Origin of the sequence: Arthrobacter sp. 92 (assembly GCF_050260325.1) — a bacterium.
Lineage (GTDB): Bacteria > Actinomycetota > Actinomycetes > Actinomycetales > Micrococcaceae > Arthrobacter.
The window spans coordinates 4,335,772-4,360,565 of sequence record NZ_CP189863.1; the positions used below are offsets into that span (position 1 = coordinate 4,335,772).

At 64.9% G+C, this 24,794-nt stretch carries 25 protein-coding genes; 10 read left to right on the forward strand and 15 right to left on the reverse strand.

Translation table 11 applies throughout. The features are described from left to right. Window positions 1–4: 4 nt before the first annotated feature. Window positions 5–430: an Hsp20/alpha crystallin family protein gene (locus tag ACP4XC_RS20120; protein ID WP_427175177.1), complete on the reverse strand. Its 426-nt coding sequence runs from the start codon at window positions 428–430 to the stop codon at window positions 5–7. Between the two features lie 156 nt (window positions 431–586). Here ACP4XC_RS20120 and ACP4XC_RS20125 point away from each other — a divergent pair, with 156 nt between their 5' ends. Next, window positions 587–859, forward strand: coding sequence for a MerR family transcriptional regulator (locus ACP4XC_RS20125; RefSeq protein ID WP_427175178.1), 273 nt, complete (start codon window positions 587–589; stop codon window positions 857–859). A gap of 8 nt (window positions 860–867) precedes the next feature. Here ACP4XC_RS20125 and ACP4XC_RS20130 read toward each other — a convergent pair whose 3' ends face one another. Beyond that, window positions 868–1,650 carry a phosphatase PAP2 family protein gene (locus ACP4XC_RS20130; protein WP_427172490.1) on the reverse strand — a complete coding sequence of 261 codons (783 nt, stop codon included), beginning with the start codon at window positions 1,648–1,650 and terminating at the stop codon, window positions 868–870. A 128-nt stretch (window positions 1,651–1,778) separates the two neighbouring features. Here ACP4XC_RS20130 and ACP4XC_RS20135 point away from each other — a divergent pair, with 128 nt between their 5' ends. Next, a complete protein-coding gene (locus ACP4XC_RS20135) occupies window positions 1,779–2,894 on the forward strand; it encodes a DNA alkylation repair protein (RefSeq protein ID WP_427172491.1) in 1,116 nt (371 codons plus the stop codon). 64 nt (window positions 2,895–2,958) lie between these two features. Here the strand turns inward: ACP4XC_RS20135 and manD are convergent, their stop codons facing one another. From manD to ACP4XC_RS20170, 7 genes are all read right to left on the reverse strand, one after another. Further along, window positions 2,959–4,188 (reverse strand): D-mannonate dehydratase ManD, encoded by a 1,230-nt coding sequence (manD, locus tag ACP4XC_RS20140; RefSeq protein WP_427172492.1) that lies wholly within the window; start codon window positions 4,186–4,188, stop codon window positions 2,959–2,961. An 82-nt stretch (window positions 4,189–4,270) separates the two neighbouring features. Then, window positions 4,271–5,251, reverse strand: a complete 981-nt coding sequence (locus ACP4XC_RS20145) for a sugar kinase (protein ID WP_427172493.1) — start codon at window positions 5,249–5,251, stop codon at window positions 4,271–4,273. Continuing rightward, the gene (locus ACP4XC_RS20150; protein WP_427172494.1) at window positions 5,248–5,922 is read right to left on the reverse strand and encodes a bifunctional 4-hydroxy-2-oxoglutarate aldolase/2-dehydro-3-deoxy-phosphogluconate aldolase; all 675 of its coding nucleotides are present in this window, start codon (window positions 5,920–5,922) and stop codon (window positions 5,248–5,250) included. The genes ACP4XC_RS20145 and ACP4XC_RS20150 overlap by 4 nt, the downstream gene beginning before the upstream one ends. A gap of 85 nt (window positions 5,923–6,007) precedes the next feature. Continuing rightward, window positions 6,008–7,156, reverse strand: a complete 1,149-nt coding sequence (dgoD, locus tag ACP4XC_RS20155; RefSeq protein ID WP_427172495.1) for a galactonate dehydratase — start codon at window positions 7,154–7,156, stop codon at window positions 6,008–6,010. A 7-nt stretch (window positions 7,157–7,163) separates the two neighbouring features. Continuing rightward, complete coding sequence (locus ACP4XC_RS20160; RefSeq protein WP_427172496.1) at window positions 7,164–8,069, reverse strand: carbohydrate ABC transporter permease; 906 nt, start codon at window positions 8,067–8,069, stop codon at window positions 7,164–7,166. Further along, window positions 8,066–9,028, reverse strand: a complete 963-nt coding sequence (locus ACP4XC_RS20165) for a carbohydrate ABC transporter permease (protein ID WP_427172497.1) — start codon at window positions 9,026–9,028, stop codon at window positions 8,066–8,068. The genes ACP4XC_RS20160 and ACP4XC_RS20165 overlap by 4 nt, the downstream gene beginning before the upstream one ends. A gap of 96 nt (window positions 9,029–9,124) precedes the next feature. Further along, window positions 9,125–10,417, reverse strand: coding sequence for an ABC transporter substrate-binding protein (locus ACP4XC_RS20170; RefSeq protein ID WP_427172498.1), 1,293 nt, complete (start codon window positions 10,415–10,417; stop codon window positions 9,125–9,127). 136 nt (window positions 10,418–10,553) lie between these two features. Between ACP4XC_RS20170 and ACP4XC_RS20175 the strand changes: the two genes are divergently transcribed. Continuing rightward, window positions 10,554–11,351, forward strand: a complete 798-nt coding sequence (locus ACP4XC_RS20175) for a FadR/GntR family transcriptional regulator (protein WP_427172499.1) — start codon at window positions 10,554–10,556, stop codon at window positions 11,349–11,351. Window positions 11,352–11,384: 33 nt separating this feature from the next. On the opposite strand, the gene ACP4XC_RS20180 is transcribed toward ACP4XC_RS20175, so the two are convergent. From ACP4XC_RS20180 to ACP4XC_RS20195, 4 genes are all read right to left on the reverse strand, one after another. After that, on the reverse strand, window positions 11,385–12,416 hold the full coding sequence (locus tag ACP4XC_RS20180) for an aldo/keto reductase (protein ID WP_427172500.1): 1,032 nt from the start codon (window positions 12,414–12,416) through the stop codon (window positions 11,385–11,387). 8 nt (window positions 12,417–12,424) lie between these two features. Further along, on the reverse strand, window positions 12,425–13,297 hold the full coding sequence (locus ACP4XC_RS20185) for an NAD-dependent epimerase/dehydratase family protein (protein ID WP_427172501.1): 873 nt from the start codon (window positions 13,295–13,297) through the stop codon (window positions 12,425–12,427). Between the two features lie 158 nt (window positions 13,298–13,455). Further along, entirely contained in the window at window positions 13,456–13,815 is a 360-nt protein-coding gene (locus tag ACP4XC_RS20190; protein ID WP_427172502.1) for a hypothetical protein, read from the reverse strand. A 23-nt stretch (window positions 13,816–13,838) separates the two neighbouring features. Beyond that, the gene (locus ACP4XC_RS20195; RefSeq protein ID WP_427172503.1) at window positions 13,839–14,183 is read right to left on the reverse strand and encodes a DUF3040 domain-containing protein; all 345 of its coding nucleotides are present in this window, start codon (window positions 14,181–14,183) and stop codon (window positions 13,839–13,841) included. A 119-nt stretch (window positions 14,184–14,302) separates the two neighbouring features. On the opposite strand from ACP4XC_RS20195, the gene ACP4XC_RS20200 reads away from it, so the two are divergent. Both ACP4XC_RS20200 and ACP4XC_RS20205 read left to right on the forward strand, forming a co-directional pair. Beyond that, a complete protein-coding gene (locus ACP4XC_RS20200; protein WP_427172505.1) occupies window positions 14,303–14,770 on the forward strand; it encodes a universal stress protein in 468 nt (155 codons plus the stop codon). A 331-nt stretch (window positions 14,771–15,101) separates the two neighbouring features. After that, window positions 15,102–15,731, forward strand: coding sequence for a response regulator (locus ACP4XC_RS20205; protein WP_427172506.1), 630 nt, complete (start codon window positions 15,102–15,104; stop codon window positions 15,729–15,731). A gap of 43 nt (window positions 15,732–15,774) precedes the next feature. On the opposite strand, the gene ACP4XC_RS20210 is transcribed toward ACP4XC_RS20205, so the two are convergent. After that, window positions 15,775–17,442, reverse strand: coding sequence for a GAF domain-containing sensor histidine kinase (locus ACP4XC_RS20210; protein ID WP_427172507.1), 1,668 nt, complete (start codon window positions 17,440–17,442; stop codon window positions 15,775–15,777). A 328-nt stretch (window positions 17,443–17,770) separates the two neighbouring features. Here ACP4XC_RS20210 and ACP4XC_RS20215 point away from each other — a divergent pair, with 328 nt between their 5' ends. Next, window positions 17,771–18,796 (forward strand): glycosyltransferase family 4 protein, encoded by a 1,026-nt coding sequence (locus tag ACP4XC_RS20215; RefSeq protein WP_427172508.1) that lies wholly within the window; start codon window positions 17,771–17,773, stop codon window positions 18,794–18,796. 33 nt (window positions 18,797–18,829) lie between these two features. On the opposite strand, the gene ACP4XC_RS20220 is transcribed toward ACP4XC_RS20215, so the two are convergent. Further along, entirely contained in the window at window positions 18,830–20,167 is a 1,338-nt protein-coding gene (locus tag ACP4XC_RS20220; RefSeq protein WP_427172509.1) for a phosphoribosyltransferase family protein, read from the reverse strand. Window positions 20,168–20,494: 327 nt separating this feature from the next. Between ACP4XC_RS20220 and ACP4XC_RS20225 the strand changes: the two genes are divergently transcribed. The 4 genes from ACP4XC_RS20225 (at window position 20,495) to ACP4XC_RS20240 (ending at window position 24,789) form a co-directional block, all read left to right on the forward strand. Further along, window positions 20,495–21,241 (forward strand): GAF and ANTAR domain-containing protein, encoded by a 747-nt coding sequence (locus tag ACP4XC_RS20225; RefSeq protein ID WP_427172510.1) that lies wholly within the window; start codon window positions 20,495–20,497, stop codon window positions 21,239–21,241. 149 nt (window positions 21,242–21,390) lie between these two features. After that, window positions 21,391–22,413: a LacI family DNA-binding transcriptional regulator gene (locus tag ACP4XC_RS20230; protein WP_427172511.1), complete on the forward strand. Its 1,023-nt coding sequence runs from the start codon at window positions 21,391–21,393 to the stop codon at window positions 22,411–22,413. Window positions 22,414–22,562: 149 nt separating this feature from the next. Next, a complete protein-coding gene (locus tag ACP4XC_RS20235; RefSeq protein WP_427172512.1) occupies window positions 22,563–23,798 on the forward strand; it encodes a sugar ABC transporter substrate-binding protein in 1,236 nt (411 codons plus the stop codon). Between the two features lie 10 nt (window positions 23,799–23,808). Then, window positions 23,809–24,789, forward strand: a complete 981-nt coding sequence (locus ACP4XC_RS20240; protein ID WP_427172514.1) for a carbohydrate ABC transporter permease — start codon at window positions 23,809–23,811, stop codon at window positions 24,787–24,789. The last annotated feature ends 5 nt before the right edge of the window (window positions 24,790–24,794 follow it).

A 24,794-nucleotide genomic window follows, 5' to 3' on the forward strand; every position in this document is an offset into this window, starting at 1 on the left:
CAACCTAAGTGCTGATCTCGTGCATCGTGTCCTGCTTGCGCTCGATTTCGATCTTGCGGGGCTTGGCCTGCTCCGAGATAGGAATGCGCAGCGTCAGGACACCGGCGTCGTACTTCGCCTTGATCTTCTCCGTATCCAGGGTGTCGCCGAGGATCAGTTGCCGGCTGAACACTCCACGGGGGCGCTCCGACACAACCATCTCGACATTGGGCTGCGTTTGATCGCGCCGTTCAGCCCGTACAGTCAGCACGTTCTTCTCAATATTGAGGTCCACGGAGTCGACGTCGACTCCCGGCAAATCGAACGAGACGACGAACTCCCCGTCCTCCTGCCAGGCGTCCATGGGCATGGCCGCGGGGCGTGCCGCGGTTCCAAACACCTGCTGGGTCAACCTGTCCAGTTCACGGAACGGGTCCGTGCGCATCAACATCATTTCCCACTCCTTCAGCATGTGATTGTTGCTGTCTGTCTATCCATCATGCCCGCTTATCTGTATTGGCGGGTATAGATTTTTTATAGCACCGGTGAGAGACTAAGGCAATAGGAAATTCACCCGTTTTCAAGGAGGACCGTGACGGACCACGGAATGGAGACTGGCGTCTACGCCATTTCCGTCGTTGCAAATCTCGTGGGCACGGGGCAGCAGAACATCAGGCTCTACGAGCGGAAGGGGCTGCTCACTCCGGACCGTACGGCCGGGGGCACACGGCAGTACAGCCAGGAGGACCTGGCTGTACTGCGGCGCATCAGCGAACTGCTGGAGGAAGGCCTGAACCTGGCCGGCGTGGCCAAGGTGCTGGAACTGGAGGCGGCAAACGCCCGGCTTCGCGCGGAACTTAAGCGAGCGCGGAAGCGCTGAGGGTGTTCCTACTCCGGATTAGCCTCGGCCTTGGACAGTTCCCCCGTGACACGTTCGCCCGGAATCCGGGCAGTCCGCCACGTGTCCAGCATGATGACGCCGCCCAGGACCACGAAGGAGATGAAGATCGAGGCCAGGGCATCGGTGGTCCAGTGGTAGCCGAGGTATAGCCGGCTGATGGCCGCGAAGAAGATCCCCACAACAGCTCCCGCGAACCCCACCACGGAAGGCCAGGTGCTTTGCCGGCGGGAAAAGACGAGGAACGCCGTGACAAGCAGGAAGTCTGATGCCCCCAGCACGTGACCCGACGGGAAGGAGAACGTGGTGTCCTGCCCAAACAGCATCAAGTCAACGGGCGGCCTGCCGCGCCCTACGGAGCGTCCGATGATCTGCGCCAGCGCGACGCCGGTGAGCATGGCGGCGGCAAGGAGGATTGGCCGCCAGGCGTGCTTGGCGGCCAACCCCCAAGCGACGGTGACGATCAAGACGATGATGGGCAAGCCTATGGGGCCGAAGATGATGGCCAGGAAGATCATCACCGCGGTCAGCGGTCCGGACCGGATCCCCAGCAGCCAGGTCCGGACGGGCTCGTCAAGGACCGTCAGCCCGTTCTTCTGCAGGACCCCGGCCAACGCCAGCGAGAACAGGATAGCGCCCACCGCCATCAGGACCGCTGCTGTCCGGTAGAGGGCTTTCCGCGCCTCGGCGCTCATGAACCGCTCTTCCACCACGAACTTTTCGTGGAAGACCCGCCACCGGCCGGGCGAGTTTTCTGATCGATCGTCAGCCATTTGCTGCATCCGCCTAAGCACTATTGAAACAATTCTCCGTGAACATTATCCCGGATCGAGGGGTTTGGCGCGGCGGCGGGCGGTCAGCCTGGAACAGGACCGGGAAGGACTGCCGGTAGCCTGACTGGATGGGTGCCATGAACGAACTGATTGACAAGGGAGCCGTCGTCTCCCTGATCCGCGTGCTGGATGCAACAGGCGCCGGCACCCGCTGGGAACACCTCGAACAAGCTGCCGCATCGCTGGACGGGCTCAGCCTGCGGGAGCGCACGGATCATGTAAGCCGGGCACTCCTGGCCGATCTGGAGGGTGCAGGCAGCCTTCCGGGCGACTACCCGACGGCGGCAGGCACCGTTCGCCGCGCGCTCCGCGACGTCGGTTTCACCGGGTGGATACTATGGCCGGTGAGCGAAACGGTGGTGACGCTGGCGCTCGCGTCGAAGGAGCCTGGCGCTTTCGAGGACTGCCTGACACTGCTCGCCGAACTGACCCCGCGCCTCACTGGCGAGTTCGCCATCCGCAGGCTCCTGGCCGCCGATCTGGATCGCGCCCTTGCTATCGTCCAGACGTGGACCGGCCACGAGGATGAACACGTCCGCCGCCTCGCCAGTGAAGGCACCCGCCCTTATCTGCCGTGGGCTGTCCGCATCCCCGGGATCGCCGCACGGCCTTCTGCCACCGTTCCTATCCTGGATGCCCTCTACCGCGATCCGAGCGAATACGTCCGGCGCTCGGTGGCGAACCATCTCAACGACCTGGCGCGCCACGCGCCCGATTCCGTGATCGCCGCAGCGGCTTCCTGGGCCGCAGCGCCCGACGCCAACACCGGATGGGTGGTCCGTCACGGGCTGCGGACCCTAATCAAGAAGGCCCATCCCGGGGCACTCAAGTTGCTGGGCTTCGCCCCGGCGTCGGTCATCGTAACGGCCCCGCGGCTGGACCGGAACGTGGTGGAGTTGCCTTCGGACCTGGCCTTCGAATTCGAAATCTCCAACGAGGGCCCGGCGCCGGCCAGACTCGCTGTGGACTACGTGGTGCACTACATGAAGGCCAACGGCTCCCAGTCGGAGAAGGTCTTCAAACTCGCAGCCATCACGCTGGACCCCCTCGAAACCCGTCTGGTCGCCAAGCGGCACGCCTTCCGCCAGATGACCACGCGGGTACACCACGCCGGTAGGCACGGGCTGGAACTTCAGATCAACGGCGTCCGCTACGGATACACGGAGTTCCTGGTGGAACTCTGAGCGGCTGGCATCCGAAGTGACGCGGCTTCAACGACCGCGCCCTTGCGGGCATCAGGTCCGGCGATTACCAGTCATGGACGGTGCCGTCGACGAGCCGGTTGTAGGGCAGGTAGGCCTGCTGGTACGGGTACGCCGCGGCGGCTTCCTCGTTGAATTCAACCCCGATCCCGGGATTGTCCCCCGGGTGCAGGTAGCCGTCGGTGAACGTCATGGACTGCTCGAACACCGTGTTGGTGGCCTCCGAGTGCTGCATGTACTCCTGGATCCCGTAGTTGTGGATCGCCAGGCCCACGTGCAGCTGCGCGGCGAAGCCCACCGGGGAAATGTCCGTGGGCCCGTGGAAACCGGACTTGATCTGGTACTGCGCGGCGAAATCCATCACCTTCTTCAACGGCGAAATCCCGCCGAAGTGCGTGGACGCGGCCCGGACGTAATCGATCAGCTGCTCCTTGATCAGGCTCTGGTAGTCGTACACGGTGTTGAAGACCTCCCCGATGGCCAGCGGGGTGGTGGTGTGCGCCCGGACCAGGCGCAGCGCCTCCTGGTTCTCCGCCGGAGTGCAGTCCTCCAGCCAGAACAGGTCATACGGCTCCAAGGCCTTGCCCAGCTTCGCGGCCTGGATCGGGGTCATCCGGTGATGCCCGTCATGCAGCAACGGCAGCTCCGGACCGAACTCGTTCCGCACCGCCTCAAACACGGTGGGCAGATGCCGCAGATACGCCCGGGTGTCCCAGTCCTCCTCCACCGGGAACGCGCCCCGGCCCGCGGGCTCGTAGTCATACCGCTCCCCCGAGGCCTGCGCCTGCGCCGCGACCCCGTACACGGCCCTGATCCCCGGAACCGCGGTCTGGATCCGGACCGACTTATACCCCAGCTCCAGGTGCTCCCGGACCGAATCGAACAGCGACGGAATATCCGCCCCCGAGGCATGCCCGTACGCGCGCAGCCCGTTCCGGGACGCACCCCCCAGAAGCTGATACACCGGCATCCCGGCCACCTTGCCCTTGATATCCCACAACGCCATATCCACCGCGGCGATCGCGGCCATCGTCACCGGACCCCGGCGCCAGTACGAGGACCGGTACAGGAACTGCCAGGTATCCTCGATCCGGTGCGGATCCTTCCCGATCAGCAACTGCGCAACATGCTCCTTCAGATACGCCGCCACCGCGAGCTCACGCCCGTTCAGGGTCGCATCCCCGATCCCGGTCACCCCATCCTCAGTAGTGATCCGAAGAGTCACAAAGTTACGCGACGGGCTTGTCACGAAAACTTCCGCGGCAATGATTTTCATGGCAGGTCCAGGCTTTCTTGGTCGAGTCGATGAGGTTGGGATGGACAAAGGGTAGGCAAAGTGGACTAGGCAGGCGGGCCGCTCAGCGCTGGGTGGTTCCGCTTGAGATTCCGAGGAGCCCAAGTTCGCCGGTGCGCGGAAGGCCCTCCCAGTCGCCGGCCGTGCTGACGGCAAACGCTCCCGCGATGGCGCCTCGCTGCAGGCGCGCAGGAACGTCCCCGCCGTCGAGCATTACGGACAGGTACCCGGCGGTGAAGGCGTCGCCGGCGCCCACGGTGTCAATGCTCGTGACGGGAAGGGCAGGTGCTTCCCACCTCCCCGACGCAGTGTGGACGCCCGCTCCCGCGGCGCCGCGCTTGACCACCACTTCCTCGACGCCTTGGTCGAGAAGGTACTCGGCCATGGATACTTCGGCCTCGTCCGGATCCTCTTCCCGTGTGCCCGCCCAGGGACCGGGGGCCACCAGGGGGAGTTCGTCGTCGGAGGCGATCAGCACGTTGGCATAGCGGACGAGCTGGCTCAGGGCCGCGCAGGCCTCCCCCCGTGACCAGAGCTTGCTCCGGTAGTTGACGTCGAGGGAGACCACCATGCCTTCGTCGGTTGCGCGGGCGGCGGCATATTCCACGGCCCGCCGCGACTCCACGCTGAGTGCGGCCGTGATCCCGGTCAGGTGCAGCGCCCGGGCACCGCCACAGAATGCCCTGTCCACATCTTCAATCCCGAGGGTGGAACCTGCGGAACCTGCCCTGTAATAGAAAGCGCGGGTGACGTCCGCGGTGCGCTGTTCCAGGAACATCACCCCGGTGCTGCGCTCGGCATCCTCCCGGTGCCGAACCGCAATACCTTCGGAGCGCAACTGGCGCAGGATGAACTGCCCGTGCGGATCGGCGCCCACCACCCCGGCCCACCGGACGCTGTGGCCGAGCCGGGCCACCCCCACTGCCACATTGGACTCGGCACCGGCGACGTGCATTGACAGGTTGCCGCCAGCGGCCAGCGGCCCCGGGCAGCGGAGCGAAACCATGGACTCACCCAGCGTCAGGAGGCCGACGGCGGCTGTCACCGCGCGCCCGTCACGGCCATCCGCCTGTCAAAATCGGCGGCAAGGCTCACAAAACCGCGGGCGCGCTCACGTACTGGGCCCAGATCGCCCCCCGAGGCTGCGTCCCCGAACAGCGGTCCCCCGACTCCGACGGCGATTGCGCCGGCTTCCCAGTATCCGGTGGCCTCGCCGAGCCCCACTCCCCCCACTGCGATGAACGGTATCTCGGGAAAGGGATCGCGGACTGCCTTGAGATAGCCCGGTCCGCCGATCGAAGCCGGGAAGAGTTTGACGGCCGTGGCACCCCTGTTCATGGCCTCATAAGCTTCGCTGGGGGTGAGCGCACCCGCGAGGACCGGGATGCCCTGTCGCGCCGATTCACCGATTGACTCCGCCAGGGCAGGCGTCACAGTGAACTGGGCGCCGGCCTCGGCCACGTCGAGCACGTCCTGCGCTGTCAGGACTGTTCCCGCACCGACGAAGCAGCCCGCGGGTGCTGCGGACCGAACCTCGCGGATCGCGTCAAGTGCGCCCGGCGTGGTGAGGGCTATCTCAACGAAGCGGAAGCCTTCCTCCATCGCCGCAACGGCAGCCTTTGCTGCGGCCCGGCCATCGCTGCCGCGGACAATCCCCACCACCCGGACCTCCTTGATGCCGCTCAACAGGGTCTCAGGGCTCAGGGTGTTCACCATGTTGTGTTCCTTCTTCTCTGCGGGCTTCTCTGCGGGCTTCTCTGCGTTTTCGGGCGGCTCGGGTCCGGACTGCCCATGCTGGGCGTCACCATTCCGCGAATGCGCCGTCGGCATGCCGCCACACCGGGCCGCGCCAGGCATGGCCGCGCTTGTCGGCGGCGCGCACCACGGCCTCGTCGATCTCGATGCCGAGCCCCGGGCCGGTGAGCCGTTCGATGTGGCCGTCCACGAACTTCAGCGGAGACTTATCCACCACGTAGTCCAGCACTTCGGCGCCCTGGTTGTAGTGGATCCCGATGCTTTGTTCTTGAATCAGGAAGTTGGGGGTGGCGAAGCCCACCTGCAGGCAGGCCGCGAGCGCCAGCGGGCCGAGCGGGCAGTGGGGGGCCAGCTGGACGTCGTAGATTTCAGCCAGCGATGCGATCTTGCGGACCTCGGTGATGCCGCCGGCGTGGGAAAGGTCCGGCTGCGCCACGGCGATGCCGGCCTGCAGCGCGGGCAGGAATTCCTGCCGGCTGTACAGCCGCTCACCGGTGGAGACCGGCGTCGTCGTCGAGGAGGTGAACTCGCGCAGCAGGTGGGTGTTTTCCGGGACCACGGGTTCTTCGAGGAAGAAGGGCCGGTACGGCTCCAGCAGCGGGGCCACCCGCCGGGCGTTGGCGAGGCTGAAGCGGCCGTGGAAGTCGACGGCCACATCGCGGTGCTCCCCGAGGACCTCGCGGGCGGCCGCGACGCGGCGGACGACGCCGTCGAGCTCGGCCACCGAGGCGATGGGGCTCATCCGGCCACTCGCGTTCATCTTGACCGCGGTGAGTCCCACCTCGAGCTGGGCGCTGATCTGGTCGGCCACCTCGTTGGGCTCGTCTCCTCCCACCCAGCCGTACATCCGGATCCGGTCCCGGACGTGGCCGCCCAGGAGCTGGTGAACGGGGGTGTTGAAGTGCTTGCCGGCGATGTCCCAGAGTGCCTGGTCCAGGCCGGACACGGCGCTGGCAAGGATGGGGCCGCCGCGATAGAAGGAGCCTTTGGTCATGACCTGCCAATGGTCCTCGATCCGAAGGGCATCGTTACCGATCAGCAGCTCTGAAAGCTGCTCGACGGCGGTGCGGACCGTTTCGCTGCGGCCCTCGCAGCTCGCCTCGCCCCAGCCGACGACGCCGCCGTCGGTCTCGATCCGGACGAAGAGCCAGCGGGGCGCGACGAGGAAGGTTTCAATCCTGCTGATGCGTGTCATGTGCTGCCTAGCCCTTGGTCGCGCCGGCGGTCATGCCGGAGACGATGTATTTCTGCGTGAAGAGCGCGATGATCATGATCGGGATGGTGACCACGGTGGCGGCCGCCATGAGTCCGCCCCAGTCGATGCTTGCGTAGGAGACGAAGTCGAAGATCGCGACCGGCAGGGTCTTGGTCTTGGAGCCGGAGAGCACCAGGGCGAACATGAAGTTGTTCCACGAGAAGATGAAAGACAGGATGCCGGCCGTGGCCATGCCCGCGACCGAGAGCGGCAGGGTGATGCGGCGGAAGGCACCGATCGGGGTGAGGCCGTCCACCTGGGCCGATTCCTCCAGCTCCAGCGGCAGGGAATCGAAGTAGCTCATCATGATGTACACGATCAGCGGCAGCGCGACGAACATGTGGCTGAGGATCAGGACCTCGAAGCCGCCCACCATCTTCAGGTTGGAGAAGACGTAGTACCAAGGCACCAGCAGTGAGACCCCGGGGATGACCCGGGCCATCAGGACCACAAGCGCCGAGCGGTGCATCGTGAAGCGGCTCATGGCGTAGGCGGCGGGCACACCCAGGACCAGCGACAGGGCCGTGGAGACGAAGGCCACCCAGAAGCTGTTGAAAATGAAGACCAAGTAGTTGTTCCGCTGCAGCACATTGGCGTAGTTCTCGAACGTCGGGGTGAAGAAGAACGACTTGCCGGTGTCGTAGATGTCCACATTGGTCTTGAGGGAGGCCAGCAGCATCCAGAACAGCGGGGCGAGCAGGAACAGCACCACGGCCACCAGGGCCACGACGCGGAAGACCTTGTAGGCGCGGGTGGCCAGGGGCTTCCGACGGCGGCGGGCCAGCTGAAGCTGGCCGGCCGTTCGGGTTTCGGTGTTTTCTGTGTTTTCTGTGTTTTCTGTCTGGACGGTCATTTGCTTACCGCTTTCTTGCGCATGGTCAGCAGCCACATGGTGCCGATGATGATCATGAAGAACAGGATCAGCACCGCGGAGGACAACCCGTACTGGTTGTAATCGAAGCTCAGCCCGTACGCGTAGACGTTCAGCGTCTCCACTTCGTGGAAGGATCCGCCTCCCTTGCCCTTGGTGGCGTAGAGGATGTCGAAGGTCTTCAGGGCGTCGATGCCCCGGAGGAGGATGGCAACGATCACCGTAGGCATCATGAGCGGAAGGGTGATGAAGAAGAAGCGCTGGAAGGCGTTGGCGCCGTCCATCCGGGCCGCCTCATCGGGTTCCTCGGACAGTGAGGTCAGGCCGGCGAGCAGGATCAGCACCACCATGGGGGTCCACTGCCACACGTCCATGAAGATGGTGGTGCCCAGAGCCGTGTCCTGGCCGGAAAGCCACGGCTGGGCCGGGATGCCCACCATGCCCAGGAGCTGGTTGACGAAACCGATGTTGGGATCGAAGATCAGGCGCCACATCATGCCGACTGCCACCGGGGTGGCGACAAGCGGGAGCAGGATGGCCACGCGGACCCACTTCTCGCCGCGGAACGGCCGCCACAGCAACAGGGCGACGCCCATTCCGAGCACCACCTCGCAAACCAGCGCGACTCCCGTGAAGGACAGGGTGCGTCCGACGGCGGGCCAGAACCGTTCGGCGTCGGAAAGCACGGTGAGGTAGTTTTGCAGGCCCACGAATTCGGACGCTGCGCGGACAGAGCCCTGCGAGTCCGTGAGGCTCAGATAAAGCGTCCAGGCCAGGGGGAAGATGATCAGGACACCCACGAAGATCATGGCGGGTGCCGCGAAGAGCCATTTGCGGTGGCGGTTGGCCCAGGCGGAGAAGTTCTCACGCGGGCCTGGCGTGCTGTTCGGGCCGCGGCTCACCCTGCGGCTCGCGCCGCGGGCGGGGTTCAGTACAGACATGGTTCACCTAAGGAGTTGGGGGTGAAGAGGTGAGACGGCCGCGGGCGGGCTGCGGCGTTGTGGCCGGCCCGCCCGCGGTGATGCGTCAGTGGCGCTTTACTTCTTTTCGCTGTCCAGGAACTTCTGGAAGGCGTCATTTGCCGTATCCGCCGCAGCGGACGCGTCGGCTCCGGTGATGGTCGAAACGATGGGACCGCCCACGATTTCGCGGGCCTTTCCTACCGTGACAACCTCGGGACGGTCGTGGCCCACGCCGGTCTTGGCGCTGGTGGCGATTGCCTCGGCCAGGTCCTTCGGGTAGGTGGACGTTCCGGCGGGATCAGCCCAGACGGAGGCACGGGGACCGGGGACGCCGGCCTTCTGTGCCGCCAGGGTGCGGTCCTTGCTTGTGGCCCACTGGATGAACTTCCAGGCGTTGTCCTGGTTGGCCGAGGCCTTGTTGACGGCCAGGCCCCATGACGGGATGTTGTAGGGCTTGGAGCCTGCGGGACCGGCGGGCAGTGCGGCGAAGCCGACCTTGTCCGCGACCTTGGACTTGGCCGGGTCCGTGGCATTCTTGTAGAGCGAGTCAGCCTCGGTGTAGAACGCTGCCTTGCCCTGCGTGAAGATCGCCATCGCCTCGGGCCAGCTCATGTCCGTGCTGACGTTCTTGGGGCCGTAGTTCTTGATCAGGCCGCCGTAGAAGGAGTAAGCCTTCTTAGCGGCGTCGCTGCCGACGGCGGACTTGCCGTTTGAATCGACGAAGTCGCCGCCGAAGCTGTAGAGGAAGCTGGAGAACTGCGTGACGGCCGCGGACTTGCCGGTGCGGGCCACAAAACCCGCAGTGTCAGGATTGGCAGCGGAGATGGTCTTGGCTGCGGCCTGGAGTTCATCCATGGTCTTCGGAACCTGGATGCCCGCGGCCTGAAGCAGGTCCTTGCGGTAGTAGAGCACTTCGCGCTCGGTGATGATGGGGACGCCCACCACCTTGCCGTCGACGGTGGAGGCCTTGACCGGGCCTTCCTGGTAGTCCTTCCAGTCCCAGTTCGCGTCCGAGGTGACCTTGCTGGTCAGATCCGCGAGGTAGCCGTTCTTGGCAAACGCCTTGCCCTCCTGAAGCGGGCGGTACATCATGACGTCGATCTCGTCGCTGCCGGCATTGAGCTTGACGTTGTACTGGTCAGAGAGCTGGTCTTCGCCGAGCTGGGTGAGTTCGACCTTGAGGCCGGTGGATTTTTCGAACTCCGGAATGGCCGCCTTGATGCCTTCGGTCCAGACATGGTTTGCGAGGGTAACCCGGACGGTTCCGGAGGATTTCGCCTCGCCGCCACCGCTGCCGCCGCAGGCGGTCAGCCCCAGCGACAGGGCCGCGGCAACGGCCGCATACTTCACAATTGAACGCCGCTTCATTACGACTCCCCTATGTTTTCGTGCCGGAGAACGTCCAGCCAACTGCAAATGCATCTTTACATCTGCTCAGGAAGTGATCTTAGAGAAATAAAGCAGACTTAAACAACCCCTTGCGCTCCACCCGTATGATTTATTTATGAAAACCCCAAAGGCGGAGTCCTCGGCTGACCTGCATTCAGTGCTGGTCCAGAACCTGGGACTCGCTATTGCCGAGGGGACGCTGGCGCCGCACTCCATCCTTCGACTGGACGAACTGGAGGCCCAGCACAAGGTGTCCCGCTCGGTGGTCCGGGAGGCCACACGGGTGCTCTCCTCGAAGGGCATGCTGGAGTCCCGGCGGAGGCTCGGAACAGTAGTACAGCCCGAAGATTCCTGGAACGCCTATGATCCCCAGGTCATCCGCTGGCGGCTTGCGTCCTCCAAACGGCTGGAACAGCTGCGCGCCCTCAACGAACTGCGCGGCGCGATCGAACCGCAGGCCGCGCGCCTGGCCGCCGAGCGCGCGTCCTGGGATGCCGGCAGCGATCTTGTGTCACAGGCTGCGCGGCTGTGGGCCGCCGGCCAGCGCGGGAACCAGGACGAATTCCTCCGGCTGGACATCGAGTTCCATGCCGCAATCCTGCGCGCCTCCGGGAACCCGATGTTCTCCCAGCTGCACAACCTCGTTACGGAGGTCCTGACCGGACGCACCGAGCACGGGCTGATGCCGCACCTCCCCCATCATGAGGCGCTGCAGCTGCACGTGGACGTCGCCAGCGCCATCCAGCGCGGCGAGGCCAACGCGGCCAACGCCGCGATGAGCCGGATCGTGGAGCAGTCAACCGAGGAAATGAACGTCATCTGGTCAACCCATCACCAGGGCCAGCAGGGCGGCCCGCCGGACGGTCCCCAGGAAAAGCCGCAGGGCCTTCCCGTGGACCTGGCTCCGGCGTAGCCGCCCGTTCCGCGATTACCGGCCGCTCCTTGGTTAGCGGCCGCCTTCGATCTTCCGGCTCCGCTGTTCCCGGGCCATGGGCCCGTACGGGTATACCCCGACGCGGGGCTGGCTGACCTCGGTGAGCCTGCGGGATTCCTCTTCGGACAGTTCCAGGTGGGCCGCCGCGAGGTTGTCCGCCAGCTGCGCGGCGGTGCGGGCTCCGAGGATCACAGACGTCACGGCAGGCTGCTCCGCAACCCAGGCCAGCGCCACCTGGGAGGCGCCCACGCCATGGTCCGCGGCAATCTTTTCCACCGTCTCGATGACCTCCCAGGTGCGGGGGTCATCGTTCCGGGCCTCCCAGGCCTCCATCCCGCGCTTGGGGTTCTCCCCCAGCCGGGTTGCACCAGCGGGCGGCTGGTCCCGCTTGTACTTTCCGGACAGCCAGCCGCCGCCCAGCGGCGACCACGGCAGCAGGCCGATGCCGGCATCGAGGGAGGCCGGTACGATCTCCGACTCAATCTCCCGTACCAGCAGGCTGTACTGCGGCTGCAGGGTCACCGGAGCACTCCAGCCGTGCGCCTTGGCAATATGGACCGCTTTGGTTAACTGCCAGCCCAGGAAGTTGGAGAATCCGTAGTAGGCGATCTTTCCGCTGCTGACGGAGTCGTGGAGGAAGCGGAGGGTCTCCTCCAACGGTGTGATGGGGTCCCAGGCATGCAACTGATACAGGTCAATCTGCTCCACGCCGAGCCGGCGGAGGGAATCATCCAGTGCCCGGGTCAAATGCCGTCGGGACGTCCCGACGTCGTTCGGCGCCTTCCCCATGGGAAAGCGGCCCTTGCTGGCCAGGATCACACGGTCCCTGGCGTCAGGCCGGCTCGTGAGCCAGCGGCCAATGATCTCCTCCGAGACGCCCGCGCTGTACACGTCGGCGGTGTCGATGAAGTTGCCGCCGGCGGCAACGTAGTCATCAAGAATGGCATGGGAGGCCTCTTCGGTGGCCTCGGCTCCGAAAGTCATGGTGCCGAGCGCATAGCTCGAAACCACGGCGCCGCTGTTGCCCAGTGTGCGGTAGTCCATGGTCTTCCTCAGTCTTCCGTAGGGGTTTTTCGGTTGGAGTGGTAGGTGCGCCAGCTGTGTTCCGGGGCGTAGCCCAAGAGACGCTTCGCCTTGTCGATGGAGAGCATGGTCTCGTGCTCCCCCAGCTCCTTGACCACCTTGACGTCGGGGAAAACCTCCGCGGCCAGGCTGGCGCTGGAACGGCTCATTACGGTGTCCTCGTTGGCGATGATGAACGCCTCGAAGCCCGGTTTGCCGTTCTCCAGGGCGCGGGCCACGGCCTGTGCGCCGTCGCGGCCGTCAATGTAACCCCACAGGTTCCACTTGCGCAGCGTCGCGTCGGCGTCGAAGGACGGAAAGTTCTCATAGTCCTCGGGGTCCATCACGTTGGAGAACCGCAGACCTGTGATGCTCAGATCCGGATCCCAACGGGTGAGCTGGATGGCCATCTGCTCTTCCAGGTGCTTCACGAGCGAGTAGGTGCTTTCCGGCCGGCCCGGGTATTCCTCGTCGACCGGGATGTAGGGAGGGTCGACGTCGAACGGCAGTCCCAGCACCGTCTCACTGGAGGCATAGACGATCTTCTTCACCCCGGCCCGGCGGGCGGCCTGGAACACGTTGTAAGTGGCCAGCATGTTGTTCTCGAACGTCGCGGCATCGGGCGCGTGGCCCGGGGCCGGAATGGCGCCAAGGTGCACGATCGCGTCAAAGCCGGCGTGGCGGTCCTCGAGGCCTAGGATGACATCGAGCACCTGTCCGTAGTTGCGCAGGTCCACCTCGGCGAAGCCGCGTCCCCGCTCACCGGTGCGGTCCAGGTTCAAGACCTCGTGCCCGTCCTCGGACAGCCTGCGGACCACACTCCTGCCCAGCTTCCCGCTTCCTCCGGTAACAGCAACTCTCATCAGGAACTCCTCTGGGTTGGGGACGGCGCGCGGTCCAGTGCGGTCTTGCCGCCGCCGTCGTCATTCCACCCTAGAGGGGGTGCGCATCATCCGCAGCCATTCTGACTGGCCCTGTGAGTCCTAGGAAAGAACCTCCCCCTCAGCGCCCACGTCAACACTCAGCGCAGGCCCAAGAGGACGGGAAGTGCATTTGTCAGGAGCGCGAAGGCCACCACCGTAAGTCCGATGGCAGCCGGAACGATGCCGTACGCCGCTCCCCGCTTCCGTGCCCGGAGCCCGAGCACGATCGCGGCGACGGCCGGGAAGGCCATCAGCAGCACCGCCGGCACGCCGGCCAGGAGAGCCGCTCCCAGCGGCACCGGATTCTCGCCACCGGACGAGTAGCCCTGCATGGACAGCAGGCCGTCGCCCAAAAACATGGCGGCCGCGAATGCCAGGGGAACCGCCGCCACCGACACCCAGGCCCAGCGTCTGAGCCTGCGCGCATCCGGCCTTATCCCGGCGCCGGGTTCAGCCATAGGAACTACGCTGCGCCAGCTCATCAGCGGACGGCTTTTCCCGGTAGCCGCAGGAAGCGCCGGAGGACACGGAACCGGGAGGGCCCTACCCCAAGGGAAGCCTGGTGCGCCCCGGCCACCATCATCACAAAACCCGCAACGCCCAAGGGCACGGCCTGAATGTAGGCCCCAACGAGCAGCAGCAGAAATCCAGACACCGCGCACAGCAAACCTGTCACCAGCCGACGGACCGGCTGCCGGCCAGACCGCTCGGACTCCATGGAATCCGCGAACCGCGGATCGTCCCGGTGGAGGAAACGCTCAATTTCCTCAAGGACAACCTTCTCGTGCTCCGACAGCGGCATCATTACCTCCCGAACTGATTTCACCTTAAGACTCTGCCGGTTCAGTCAGCGCCAATAGAGCCTAAAGTCACCGTCCGTTACCCCGGGCGGGCGGTGACCTTTGACCCTACGCAGGAGCGGCCCGGCGGCGCAGGCTGGAATGCATGAGAAGCGAAGAACGGATCGTTGTTGGCGTGGACGGCTCCGAGTTCGCCACTGCGGCGTTGAAACTCGCGGGGCGAATGGCCACCAGCCTTAACGCGCCGTTGGAGATCATCACCTGTCTGGGAACGTCGGACTTCTACCTTGCCTCCCACATGCCCCCGGGGCGCGTCCCCAGCATGGAAGAGTTGGATGAAACGGCCAAGCGACTCCTGGACCAGGCCGTTGAACGGGCTTTCGGCGCGTCGCCTCCTGCGGAGCTCTCGCGGACAGTCAAGTTCGGACCACCCGCGAAGACCCTCATCGAGGAGAGCAAGGATGCCCAGATGCTGGTGGTGGGCAGGCGCGGCGAGGGCGGCTTCCTTGCACAGGTGATGGGCTCGGTCAGCGGAGCGTGCGCCGCGCACGCCCATTGCCCGGTTCTCGTGGTGGGTCAGGACAAGCAGACTCCGCAAGCGGAGCCAGCCTAGTTTCACGCACCTCGGGGCCATCCGAACGTTGGACCCGGGCACGGACACGGGCCGTCACCGGCTTCCGGCGGATTCACACGCGTCGCCGGGGTGTGCTTCGTCAACACAATGACCGTGACTTTATGCCCTAACCAGGGCCGAACCCCCAAGCCTAACCTGAATGCAATACGGCGGTGAGGCCGCCAAACGAGTTCCGGGAGCATCGTCATGAAAGCAGCAACGGCGGGCATCATCGCAGGCACTTCGCTGCCTGCAGTCGGGCTCCTGCCACTTTTGGACCGCCCGAGCGGGCTGGTCCGCGAGCACCTCCGGGGACCTGGTGAGGGGCACGGTGGACACTGACCCAGCCATCTCTGGGGAGGCCGCGCGGCGTGCCAGAGTTTACATCCTCGATAGCCATGCGCTGGTCCGCCAGGGGCTGCGCGAATTGTTGGAAGAGGCCCAGTTCGACGTGGTGGGCGAGAGCGGCTCCGCGACCGAAGCGTGCCTGCGGATCCCCGCGCTTGAGCCGGATCTGGTGATCCTCGGAGCCCGTCTGCCCGACGGCACCGGGATCGAGGTCTGCAGGGAAATGCGCTCCGAGAACGCGCGGCTCAGGTGCCTGCTTCTGAGTAGCTATGATGACGAGCACGCGCTCCGCGGCGCAGTCCTGGCAGGGGCGGCAGGCTACGTCCTCAGGCAGCTTCCCGGCACCGCCCTCGTTGAGGGAATCCGCCGGGTTGCCACCGGAGGAACGCTCCTCGAGCCCGGAGCCGAGCGCAGGGCTATGGAGGGCCTGTACGAGTCGCACGTCCGGCTCAGGCCCACGGGCCTGAGCTCTCAGGAGTTGCGGGTCCTCGCCCTCATCGGGCAGGGACTCACAAACCGGCAGATCAGTGAGGAAACTCTTCTGGCCGGGACCGCCGTGAAGCTGCACATCACGGGGATCCTGGCAAAACTCGGATTCGAACGGCGGGTGTGAGCCGCTTCATCAGGCTGTGAGCGGCCCCATCCCTTCGGCGTCCTCACTTCGAGGGGGCGCTCCACGTCAGGCGGGTGCCGTTTCCCGGGCTGCTGCGGATGCTGCAGCGGCCGCCTAGGCACGCTGCCCGGTGCTCCATATTGGCGATCCCGCTGACACGCTCCGGGTTCTCGAATCCGCGCCCATTGTCCGTGATCTGCAGTTCAACACGGTCCAGCCTGGCCGTCAGGGAGATGGTGAGTTCATCCGCACCCGAGTGCCGGACGGCGTTGCTCAGCCCTTCGGACAAGACGGGAAGCAGTTGCTCCACGACTGAGTCGGGAACGGCTTCGTCCACCGGTCCGGTCAGGTGGACCTTGGGGGAAAAGGCCGAGTTCCGGATCCCATCGTGAATTGTCCGCATCACCAGTCCGGTCAACGGCTCCTTCTGCCCGCGCCCCGTCCGCATGGAGTAAATGGTGTCGCGGAGTTCGTGGATGGTGCTGTCGAGTTCCGCGGTGACGCCCGAGATGCGCTCCTGCGCCACAGGGTCAGGGGTGTAACGGCGCAGGCTCTGCATACTCAGGCCTGCACCGAACAGACGCTGGATAACGAGATCGTGCAGGTCCCGGGCGATCCGGTCCCTGTCCATGGACAGCAGCTGTTCCTCGCGGCGCCGCCTCGCGCGGACCAGCCCCAGGGCCAGCCCCACACGGGATCCGAACACCGCACTGGATTGGATGTCGGACTGCAGATAATAGGGGGCTCCGGCCGGGCGGCCAAGGATGAGGAGCCCGCAGTCGCTGCTGTTGCGCCCCAAGGCTGTGATCAGAAGCGGACCAAGTTTCTCGCCGGCGTCCGGCCCGAAGATCTCAGTAGGGTCCTTCACCATTGCCGAGTTTCCGGTCTCGAGGACCGCCGCCATGACGTCGGAGACGGGGAGCTCGTGCCCGGCCACAAGCGACTGCGCGCCCACCATGGTCCTGCACCGCATGGTGCCATTGCCGTCGGGATTGGCCACAATGGCGAGGATGGAGTCCGATACGGCCAGGGCTCGCTCCGCCACAAGGTCAAGATTGTCCGTCTCGCCTGGATAGAGTGCCGAACTCAGCTGGTCACTGACTTCCAGGCCTGCCTCAAGCCACTGCTGGCGACGGCGGGCGTCCTCGAAAAGCCTGGCATTCTCGATGGCGACGCCCGCGGCGGCCGCCAGCGCCATGGCCAGATCGTGGTCTTCCCCGGTGAAGGGCGTGCCGTCAATCTTTTCGGTGAGGTAGAGGTTCCCGAACACCGCGCCCCGCACCCTGACCGGAACGCCCAGGAAAGCATTCATCGAAGCAGTGTCGGATGGAGAGCCGCCGGGCCTTCGATGTGCACCGAGGCCGTCCACCCGCAGGGCCTGGGGCTGGCGGAGGAGATGGCCGAAAACCCCGCCCGTGGGCAAATCGCCGTCCAGGCGCATGCCTTCGTCATCGATTCCAACCGTGATGAAGTGGCCCAGCTCCTGATCGTCGTTGAGCACACCCAGGGCGCCGTAGCGGGCACCCACCAGCTCGCAGGCCGATTGGACGACGCGGTCCAGGACAGCCTCAAGGCTCAGATCCTCAGTTAGGGATACCACCGCGCCCAGCAGACCCTGCATCTGGTCCTGGGCACGCACCAGCTCATCAGCGCGGGATACAAAGTCGCGCAACAGGTCTTCGGTGCGCCTCCGGATCGGTTCACGCCACATGGCGCGCCCCGGCAATGTCCCCAACCATGACGGAGCTCAATGCAACAACGGTTGAGAAATAGTGATTCAGTGTGGCTAATCGGCGTTGATACAGCACTAGCAGTTCCGGGCTCATTCGACTCCCCAAGGCACCGAGAGACTTAGCGGCGACTGCTTCACCGACTTCTTACTTATCACCCCAGACTGATTACTACACAGTACCAAGACGCACTTACGCTCTCAAGGGAATCCCGGGCGGGACTAAAGACACTGGGAATCCACGCTCCCCGCTGGCACCCTGAGGTTGCGGAGTCCCGCAGCTTCCCCGGAAGTGAGGAGGTGATCCAGCGTGCGCATCGGGTTGATTGCGCCGCCGTGGTTGACCGTGCCTCCGCCCAAATATGGCGGCACCGAGGTGGTGGTGGACGGCCTCGCACGCGGACTCGCTGCAGCCGGTCATGACGTATTGTTAGCCGCCCCCAAAGGCAGCACGTGCCCGGTGCCCCTGGTGCCCCATATGCCTGAGCCTTGCGCCGGCTCGTCGGCCGTCTGGTCGGCCACCACCGAGCTCTATCATGTGGCCAGCGCCTACGCCGCGCTCAAGGATGTGGATCTGGTTCACGATCACACTGTGGCCGGCCCTTTCTTCCGCTACCGGCCAGGGTCGCTGCCCGTGGTGACCACGAACCACGGGCCATTCAGATCCAAGCTGGGCGAGCTGTACCGTCATCTGGGTGATGACGTGGCCATGGTGGCAATCTCACACCACCAGGCTTCGGATGCTGGCGGGGTGCGGATCGCCCGGGTCATCCACCATGGCATCGACGTCGATGCCATCCCGGTGGGTGACGGCCGCGGGGGCTACGCGGCGTTCCTTGGGCGGATGAGCCCTGATAAGGGTCCCCGCGAAGCGATCCTCATAGCGCGGAGTGCGGGGATCAGGCTCCTGATGGCGGCCCGCATCCAGGGCAAGGAAGAGCAGGACTACTTCGACAGCCAGGTCGCTCCGCTGCTGGGTCCGGAAGTGGAGTTCATTGGAGAGATCACTGCGGGCGAAAAATTCCAACTCATGGGCGGCGCCGTGGCCTTCCTGAATCCGATCCAGTGGCCGGAGCCGTTCGGCCTGGTGATGGTCGAAGCCCTTGCAAGCGGGACTCCCGTGGTGGGCACCGGTTCCGGAGCCGCCCCGGAAATCGTCGACGACGGCGTCACCGGATTTCTTCGTGCCGGAATCCCTGAGTTGGCCGAGGCGCTCTCCCTTGTGCCCGGCTTGGACCGGCGTGCCTGCCGCAAGGCCGCGGAGGAGCGGTTCAGCATCAGGCGAATGGTGTCGGACCACGTCGCGCTCTACCGGGATCTGCTGCCAGGGGCCTAGGACACACGGGGCATTACCCGCGGCCGGGATGCCTCAGTTGTCCGCCTCGTCGTGCGCTTCATTCGCGCCAGGCTGAAGATAGCGGAGGAACCAGTCCCGTGCCAGGGCGGCAGCCTCCGCCAGGGTGCCGCGCTCTTCGAAAAGATGTGTGGCTCCCGGAACCACAGCCAGTTCTTTGGTACAGCGCATCAGGGCCTTGGCCCAGTGGTTGAGTTCAAGCACCTCATGGTCGGCGCCGCCGACTATCAGCAGGGTGGGAGCCCGGACGGCGGACAGCCTGGTACCGGCGAGATCCGGTCGTCCACCGCGCGAGACCACCGCTCCGATCCGGGCACCCGGATCGGCCGCCGCCCACAGCGCCGCGCCCGCGCCGGTGCTTGCCCCGAAGTAGCCCACAGTGCTTGCTGCGGTGTCCGGCCGGGCGCCCAGCCACTCGGTGGCCGCGGCGAGCCGGCCCGCAAGCAACTCAATGTCAAAAACGTTGGCCCGGTTGAGCTCCTCAGCGGGAGTGAGCAGGTCCAGGAGCAAGGTTCCCAGGCCCGCCTGTTGGAGCACAGAGGCGACAAAACGGTTGCGTGGACTGTGACGGCTGCTGCCGCTTCCATGCGCGAATACCACCACGCTCGTTCCCGGCGCCGGGACGTAGAGATGCCCTTGGAGCCGAACGCTCCCGCAGGGAATCTGCACTTCCTCATCAACATCGGTCCCGGAGGCAGCGGACCTGGCGCTGTGCAGCCGCTTCGCCGCGGCGTCCAGCAGCAGCACCACCTCGGCGTCGTCCGTCGGCGAGAAATCACGGTAGTGGTAGCCCACCGCAGTGAACTGGTGCGGAGTGGCCAGGCAGACGATCTCGTCGGGCTCGGTCAGGTCGGCGAGGGTGTCGGCCGGAGCAACAGGGACGGCCAGAATCACTTTCGCCGCACCCAGCGTACGTGCAATGCGGCATGCCACCCGGGCGGTGGAGCCGGTGGCGATCCCGTCGTCCACAATGACGGCGATGCGGCCCTTGAGGTCAGTGCGTGCCCGGCCCTTCCTGAACCGCGCCACCCGGGTCTCAAGCAAGGCACGCTCCCGCTGTTCAACGGCCTCCAACTCAGCCTCGGTGACACGGACGCTCGCCACGATGTGCGGATCCAGCACCCGCGCGCCGCCTTCGCCGATGGCCCCCATGGCCAGTTCGGGCTGGAACGGCACGCCCAGCTTCCGGACCACAATCACGTCGAGCGGCGCATCCAGCGCCGTGGCAACCTCGAACGCCACCGGAACCCCGCCGCGCGGCAGGCCCAGGATCACGATGTCCTGGCCGCGAAGGTACTCCAGCCTCTTACCGAGCCTGCGTCCGGCCTCAACCCTGTCCTCAAAAATACTCATCGCCAGCCGTTCCCGTCAGGACGTGGCCGCTGTCCTCTTCCGGGCGCGATCAGAAATGCGGATGGACCGCGGCGGCCGCTTTTCTCCCACTATCCGGCAGCCGGCGACGGCTTGCGAGGGCCTTTCGACCCGGATTCGGCGCCCTGTCATGTGTGCCAGGAGGCGGTCAAGTGATGTATATAATTTCTCGGTACGGTTTAGCAGCGAGCCGATGGATAGTTCTACGTTCCGGCTTTCGCTGCCCTCTTCCCCGGCCCCTCCGCCAGGGGCCCTGGCCCGCGCAGAGCCGGTTCGTTTTGACCTGAACGAAACGGCAGCAAGAAAATCGTGGCCAGCGAGTCGACCGCAAAAACCGGAACGTCAATCAGCAAGCATCTGCACGAACTCGTGCTGAACAGTCCCGACGTCGAGCATTTCCTCCATGAACTCGCCCGCACCTCCGCGCGCAGCCTTTCCGAATCCGGAGATGCCGTACTGTGCGGAATCACGCTCCTGAGGCACCGGAAGGCCGCCACCGTGGCAAGCAGCAGCCCTGAGGCGCAGTCCCTGGACGAGATCCAGTACGCGTTCGGTGACGGCCCCTGCATGACGGCGTCGCGCGAACAGGTCACGGTCCACGTGAAGGACCTCGGGAGCGATGAACGCTGGCCCACCTATGCTGCAACGGTCCTCGACCTCGGGGTCCGCTCCATCCTGGCTGTGCCGTTCGAACTGGAGGGTGATGACACCCGTGGCGCGCTGAACCTCTATTCCCATCGGCGGGGACGGTTTGATGGCCGGGTCCTGGGCCTCGCCGAGGACTTCGTGGGGCAGGCCTCGCTCGCCCTCCGGCTGGCCGTCCGGTTCGCCCACTACAGCGAAACGACCGCCAATCTCAAGGCGACCTTGGAATCCCGCACCGCCATCGACATGGCCGTGGGCATCATCATGGCGCAGAACCGCTGCAGCCAGGAAGAGGCCTTCCAGTTCCTCAAAGCCGCTTCCAGCACCCGCAACGTCAAACTCCACGGCGTGGCGACGTCGATTGTGGATGCCCTGGGGCAAGGACCGGCCAAGACGCATTTCGAGCCCTAGGGGCCGCGGCTGGCGCATCCAACCAAAAATCATTGCAACAGGTATGTGATGTGTGTCATGATCTTTCTCGATACGCTTCGACGATGCGCATCGACGATCCATCCACATCGGATGGGCAAATCCCCTCACAGGCCAAGGAGGTCGGGAGCGTGCCAACCAGCAAAGACGTTGCGGAGGCGGCCGGTGTTGCCCAGAGCACCGTCTCCTATGTCCTGAGCGGCAAGCGGCCCATCTCTGAAAAAACCCGGAAAAAAGTCGAAGCAGCGATCGAGCAACTGACCTACCAGCCCAATGCGGGCGCGCGAGCCCTAGCGAGCCGGAGGACCCGCGTGATCGGCCTGGTGATCCCGTTTATCCCCGAGCTGCACATGAGTTCCATCATGGAGTTCATCTCCGTCATTGCCACCACCGCCCGTCAATACGACCACGACATCCTCCTTGTTACCGAGGACGAAGGGGCCAATGGCATCAGACGCGTTGTAGGTCAGCAGATTTGCGACGGTCTGATCCTGATGCAGGTGGAAGGTGACGACGAGCGGGTGCCCGTGGCCAGAACCCTCAATGTTCCGGTGGTCCTGATTGGAATACCGCGTGACCATGCGGGTTTGGTATGCATCGATGCGGACTTCGACCTGGCAGGCGAGTTATGTGTCAATGAACTGGCCGACGCCGGCCACAGCGTTATTTCGGTGATCGGCTGGCAGCCCGGGGTGGTGGACCGGCACGTGAACTATGTGGAACGGTTCTTCCGCGGTACGGACCGTGCGGCAAAGGAGCGTGGCGTACGGGTCCTGCATCTCCCGGGAGGGACCAACCGCGAGGTCATCGCGAATTCCGTCGACAAGGCCCTTGCCCGCACGCCGGATGTTCCTGCCTTCATCGCCCCCGACGGAGGCACCCAGGAAATCCTGCGGCAAGCACTGTCAGCCCGGGGGCTCACCCCGGGTAAGAACGTGTCGGTCATCGGGAACTCCTCGGCCGCCCTGGCCGAGCTCCAACCTGTGCCACTCACCACTATCGACCTGCGCCCGGCCGAAGTGTCACGGCGAGCGGTCAAGATCATTTGTGAACTCCTCGCCAGCGACTCCACCGGACCACACGAATCCCTGGAGTTGGTACCCCCGGCCATCACACACCGGGCCAGCACACTCCGCCCACGCAGCGGAACATAACCCTCCCTTCCTCATTCCCAATCAACTACCCCAAACTTGCACGACAATCGTCGATACGCATCGACGATTCAACCCGAGATGACGCTGCCCCGGCCGCGCCAACCGCAGTTACGTAATTGCACGGATCATCCAAGTAGAAGGAACAGACAATGAAGTCAGCAACCACAACACACCGGGCTCTGGCCCTCACAGTAACGGCCGCCGTTGGCCTCCCCCTGATACTTTCCGGCTGCGGCGCTGGCGCCGGCGCCGGTACAGGCCAAAGCGTTTCGGAGGTCTCAGTGATGGATTACTACAACAACGAGCCGGACAAGACCTTTATAGGCGACGCACTCAAAGCCTGCGGCGTCAAAGCCGGCGTCACCATCAAAAGAGAGACCGTCCCGGGCAAATCCTTGATTTCCAAGGTCCTGCAGCAGTCCTCGTCCAAGACCCTCCCGGACGTGCTCATGCTGGACAACCCGGACCTGCAGCAGATCGCTGCCACCGGCGCCCTCGCTCCCCTCTCCGATTTCAACATCAGCACTGCCGATTTCGCTCCTGGGGTGCTCAGCGCCGGAACGTACAAAGACAAGGTCTACGGACTGGCACCAACCGTCAACACCATCGCGCTCTTCTACAACAAGGACATCCTTGCAAAAGCCGGGATCACACCGCCGGCCACCTGGGAGGAACTCAAAGCGGCAGCCCTCAAACTGACGGCAGGCGAGCAGTACGGCCTGGCTTTCAACGCCAATCCCACTTACGAAGGCACGTGGCAGTTCCTTCCGGTCATGTGGTCCAACGGCGGTAACGAGAAGGACATAAACACCCCGGAAACAGCGCAGGCACTGCAGCTGTGGACCGACCTGGTCAAGGACGGCTCGGTGTCCTCGTCCGCCCTGAACTGGACTCAGGCCGACGTCAAGGACCAGTTCCTGGCAGGCAAATCCGCCATGATGGTCAACGGCCCATGGCAGATCCCGTCCCTCGATAAGCAGGCGTCCCTGCAGTACGGAGTGGTCAAGATCCCGGTCCGGGAGGCCACCCAGACGTCGGTAGCGCCGTTGGGCGGCGAAGTCTGGACTGTCCCGCAGACCGGGAACAAGGCCCGCCAGGCCAAGGCGGCAGAGGTCGTCGGATGCATGAACAGCGACGAAAACCAGCTGGCTATGGCCAAGGTCCGGAACACTATTCCGTCCAAAACCTCCCTCGCCACAAAGTTCGCCTCCGAGAACCCCAAGCTAGCCACCTTCACCGAGCTCGTGAAGACCGCCCGTGCGCGGACCGGCCAGCTCGGCGAGGGATGGCCGGCCCAGGCCACCAAAATCTACACAGCCATCCAGACAGCGCTCACGGGAAAGGCGTCCCCCTCGGAGGCCCTGAAGCAAGCCCAGGGCAAGTGAGCAGGCCGCCATGTCATTGACAGCCGATTTGTCCCAGGCGAAAACCGGGCCCGCGCTCTCCAAAGTCCGGGGCAGCCTGCCGGCTCCGGTTCCGGGTCGGCGCACCCGCCGGTGCCGCGAACGTCTCTTCCAATGGCTGTTCCTGGTGCCCGCCGTGGTCTACATGGCCATGTTCTTCGGCTATCCCGTGGTCAAGAACGTGGTTATGAGTTTCCAGGACTACACCACCGCCACATTCTTCACCGGCGAAGCCCCGTGGGTGGGGCTGGCCAACTACGTGACCGTCCTGTCGTCGTCGTTATTCTCCACTTCGCTGGTCAATACAGCGCTGTTCACCGTCGGCTCGATAGCCGGCCAATTCGCGGTCGGCCTGGCGCTGGCCATCTTCTTCCAGCGAAAGTTTCCGCTTAACGGGATCCTTCGAAGCCTGCTGCTGCTCCCCTGGCTCCTGCCGTTGATCGTTTCCAGCGCAGTATGGCGCTGGATCCTGGACAAGGACAGCGGGGCGCTGAACCGGTTCCTGGGCGAGCTGCACATCGTGGACACCGGCGTGCCGTGGCTGACAAGCACCTCGCTGGCCCTGATCGCCGTCGTCGGAGTGAACATCTGGATCGGCATTCCTTTCAACCTGACCATCCTCTACGGCGGCCTGCGGGAAATCCCTGATGAACTTTACGAGGCGGGCTCCCTGGATGGCGCCACCGGCTGGAAGGCGTTCCGGCACATCACCTGGCCCATGCTCAGGCCGGTGGTGAGCGTTGTCCTGGTACTCGGCGTCGTCTACACGCTGAAGGTGCTGGACATCATACTGGGCCTGACCAATGGCGGACCCGCCAACTCAACCCAGACCATCGCCACGCAGTCATACGCGCTGTCCTTCCAGGAGTTCAAGTTCGGTGAGGGCGCCGCGCTGGGCAACGTCCTGGTGACGATCTCCCTGGTGTTCGCGGTCCTGTACCTCCGGGCAAGCCGGCGGGCTGTTGATGAGTGAGGAAA